The 4,220-nt window shown below is 63.8% G+C and carries 3 protein-coding genes; 2 read left to right on the forward strand and 1 reads right to left on the reverse strand.

Going from position 1 to position 4,220, the window contains the following annotated elements; all coding sequences use genetic code 11:
• Together AC1DX0_RS31875 and AC1DX0_RS31880 are read left to right on the forward strand one after the other, a co-directional pair.
• The coding region (locus AC1DX0_RS31875) for a pyridoxal phosphate-dependent aminotransferase (RefSeq protein WP_477358390.1) at positions 1-860 on the forward strand (860 nt) is incomplete at its 5' end.
• 5 nt (positions 861-865) lie between these two features.
• Positions 866-1,813 carry a glutaminase gene (locus tag AC1DX0_RS31880; RefSeq protein ID WP_477221398.1) on the forward strand — a complete coding sequence of 316 codons (948 nt, stop codon included), beginning with the start codon at positions 866-868 and terminating at the stop codon, positions 1,811-1,813.
• Between the two features lie 105 nt (positions 1,814-1,918).
• Here the strand turns inward: AC1DX0_RS31880 and AC1DX0_RS31885 are convergent.
• Positions 1,919-4,220 (reverse strand): Rne/Rng family ribonuclease (locus AC1DX0_RS31885; protein ID WP_477358392.1); only part of this gene is annotated, 2,302 nt, incomplete at its 5' end.

Genomic DNA, 4,220 nt, shown 5'->3' on the forward strand with positions numbered 1-4,220 from the left:
CCACGGGATCGTCGGCGGCCTTCAATCTCGCCTTTCTGGCGATGTTCGATCCGGGCGATCGCGTCGCCATCGCTGCCCCCGGCTACCCTGCCTATCGCAACATCATGGCGGCGCTCGGCATCGATGTGGTCGAGATCGAACTCGGTGACGCGGCCTATCTTCATGCCGGTCATCTGGAGACAGCGCATCGCGAGAAGCCGCTGAAGGGCGTGCTTTTCGCAAGTCCGGCCAACCCAACCGGTGCCGTCATACCGGCCGACGACCTGTCGGCGCTGGTCAATACAGCGGAGACGCTGGGCATCGCCGTCATCTCCGACGAGATCTACCACCGGTTGGCTTATGGCGCCCCGGACACCACGGCACTCACCTTCGGCAACAGCGTGACGGTGATCAATTCGTTCTCGAAATACTATTGCATGACCGGCTGGCGCATCGGCTGGATGGTGTTGCCGGAAGAGCTGGTGCGGCCCGTCGAGCGCATCGCCCAGAGCCTCTACATCTCGCCGCCGGAACTGTCGCAGATCGCCGCGATCGAAGCCTTTACGGCGACCGAAGAGCTGGAAGCGGTCAAGGGGCGCTATGCCTGGAATCGCGAGCTGCTGATGAAGCGTCTGCCGGAACTCGGCTTTCCGCTGGCCGCGCCCATGGATGGCGCCTTCTATGCCTTCTGTGATGTTACAAGGCACACCAATGACAGCATGGCCTTTGCGCGCAAGATGCTGGCCGAGGCGCATGTGGCGGCGACGCCCGGCCGCGACTTCGACACTCAGGCGGGGCATCGCACGATGCGGTTTTCCTATGCCGGCAGCCACGACGACATGGTCGAGGCGATGGCGCGCATCGAACGCTGGTTGAGGTAGCGCCCATGCCGGAACTCGAACAGGCCCCCAAACTTGATCAAGCATTGGCCGAAGTCGCCGCCGAAATGGCCGAGCGGACCGATCGTGGCGACGTCGCCACCTACATTCCTCAATTGGGCAAGGTCGATCCAAGGAAATTCGGCATAGCCGCTGTCACCAATGACGGCCGCGTGCTGGTGGCGGGCGATGCCGACCAGCCCTTCTCCATCCAGAGCATCTCGAAGGTGTTCACCTTGACGCTGGCGCTCGGCAATGTCGGCGACGCGCTGTGGAAACGGGTAGGGCGCGAACCTTCGGGCAACCCGTTCAACTCGATCGTCCAGCTCGAGCACGAGAACGGCATTCCGCGCAATCCGTTCATCAATGCCGGCGCCATCGTCATTTCCGACATTCTGCTTGCCGGCCACCAGCCTCGCGAGGCGATCGGCGAGATCCTGCGCTTCATCCAGTTCCTCGCCGACGACGAGACCATCATCATCGACCGCGAGGTCGCCGCATCCGAACGCGCCACCGGCTATCGCAATTTCGCGCTCGCCAACTACATGAAATCCTTCGGCAATCTTCATCATGCGCCGGAACTGGCGCTCGGCGTCTATTTCCATCATTGCGCCATCGCCATGAGTTGCCGGCAACTGGCGATGGCCGGCCGCTTCCTCGCCAATGGCGGCAAGAACCCGGCGACCGGGCATACGGTGGTGTCGGCCGAGCGGGCGCGGCGCATCGGCGCCATGATGCTGACCTGCGGCCACTATGACGGCTCCGGCGATTTCGCCTTCCGTGTCGGCATTCCTGGAAAAAGCGGCGTCGGCGGCGGCATATTGGGCATCGTGCCGGGCGTCGCCTCGCTTGCCGTCTGGTCGCCCGGTCTCAACGCCAACGGCAATTCCAAGCTGGGCTCGATCGCGCTGGAGAAGCTGGCCAGGATGATGAACTGGTCGATCTTCGCGCCATGACTTTCATGATCTGTCGGAACGACGGATATGAAAAATCCCGCGCCGTCTTTCAGGACAGCGCGGGATTATTTTTGTCAGAAAATCAGTTCAAGTAGCGAAAAAGGCTTAGAAAAAGCCCTTCCGCTGCCACCAGCCGGCGCGCTTCGGCTTTTCTTCGGCCTTGGCTTCCGGCTCAGCGGTGACGGTCGAGGAAACCACGGGCACAACCGGTGCATCGATGGCTGCCGGCTTGCGTCGTGACGGTCGGGCCTTTGCAGGCTCTTCCGCGACGGCCGCGACCGCCGTTTCCTCGGCAATAGCCACCGGAGCCTCGACCGGCGTTTCCGCGGCTGCCTCGACGACAGTCGTTTCGGCGACGGCCTCGGCGGCTGCCTTCTTCGGCTTGGCTGCGCGACGCGGCTTCTTGGGCTTTTCGGTGCTCGGCACCTCTTCGCTTACCGCAGCCACCGGCTCTTCCACAGCGACAGCCACCGGCTCGATCGACGCAGGCTCGCTTTCGGAAGCATCAGCCTCGGAAGCCTCTGTCGTTTCGCCGGCACCTGCCTCGGTCTCGCCTTCACCGTCTTCACGGCGATTGCGCTTGCCGCCACGCTTGCCGCGGCGGCGCTTCTTGCCCTGGCCGTCATCCGCAGCCTGCGCCGCCTCGTCAGAGGCGCTGGCAGCGATCGGAGCCGCGTCGTCGGTTTCACCGTCGCCATCATCCGCCGCGTTTGCCGATTCGGCGAAATCGCCGGCCGGAGCGGAGACGGATGAGCCGTCGGCCGGCGCGCCATGTTCGCGATCACGGTCCCTGCCGCCGCGACGTCTGCGACGCTTGCGGCGCTTGCGGTCGCGGCCTTCGCCGTCCTCGGCACCGGCAGCAGGCCGCGGCTGCTGGTTTTGCTGCGGCTGCTGGCGTGGCTGCTCAGCCTGTACCACGACCTCATCATCTTCCTCGACGACGACAATCTCGTCCTCTGGCTCTTCCGGCTCGACATAGGCCGGGAAGCTGCGCGCCTCGACAAAGCCTTCCGGCTTTTCGGCCAGAGCGCCGCGGAAGATCGCATAGTGCTGCGCGCCAACCGTATCGTCGGCTTCGATGGTGATGGTCAGGCCGAAGCGGCTTTCGAGTTCCACCAGTGTGCCGCGCTTGTGGTTGAGCACGTAGAGTGCGGTCGCCGCCGGCGTCCGCACCGTGATGTGGCTGCGCGAATCCTTGAGCAGGAATTCCTCGATCGCCCGCACCACCATCAGCGCGACCGACGAATCGGAGCGCACATGGCCGGTGCCGCCGCAATGCGGGCAGGGCTTCATGGTCGATTCCAGCACGCTGGCGCGGATGCGCTGGCGTGACATCTCCATCAGGCCGAAATGCGAGATTCGGCCGACCTGGATACGGGCACGATCGTTCTTGAGGTGATCCTTCAGCCGCTTCTCGACGGAGCGGTTGTTGCGGTTCTCCTCCATGTCGATGAAGTCGATGACGATCAGGCCAGCCAGATCGCGCAGCCTGAGCTGACGCGCGACTTCCTCGGCCGCTTCCAGATTGGTGTGGAGCGCCGTGTCCTCGATCGAGTGCTCCTTGGTGGAGCGGCCCGAATTGACGTCGATAGCGACCAGCGCCTCGGTCTGGTTGATGATGATGTAGCCGCCGCTCTTCAGCGTCACTTGCGGCTGCAGCATGCGGTCGAGCTGCGCCTCGATGCCGTTGCGCACGAAGATCGGCGTCGTGTCGCGGAACGGCTGAACCACCTTGGCATGGCTCGGCATCAGCATGCGCATGAAGTCCTTGGCCTCGCGGTAGCCCTCCTCGCCGGAGACGAGAATCTCGTCGATATCCTTGTTGTAGAGGTCGCGCACCGAACGCTTGATCAGGCTGCCTTCCTCGTAGACGAGGGCAGGGGCGGTGGACTGGAGCGTGAGATTGCGCACGTTCTCCCAAAGCCGCATCAGATATTCATAGTCGCGCTTGATCTCCGCCTTGGTGCGGCTCTCGCCGGCGGTGCGCAGGATAACGCCCATGCCCTGCGGCACTTCGAGATCGGCGACGACCTCCTTCAGGCGCTTGCGGTCGACCGCGCTGGTGATCTTGCGCGAAATGCCGCCGCCGCGCGCCGTGTTCGGCATCAGCACCGAATAGCGGCCGGCAAGCGACAGATAGGTGGTCAGTGCGGCGCCCTTGTTGCCGCGCTCTTCCTTGACGACCTGCACCAGAAGGATCTGCCGGCGCTTGATCACTTCTTGGATCTTGTACTGGCGGCGCACCGGTTTGCGGCGGTTGCGAACTTCTTCCAGCGCGTCCTCGGCGCCGACCGATTCGATCTCGTGGTCATCGGGATGCGAGGACTGTACTTCCTCCAGCATGCCGCGATCATTGTCGCCGGACGTTGCTTCAGTGCCCTGTTCCGTCTGCGAGACGGGTTCGGAA

Source organism: Mesorhizobium sp. P3_A9, assembly GCF_056402975.1.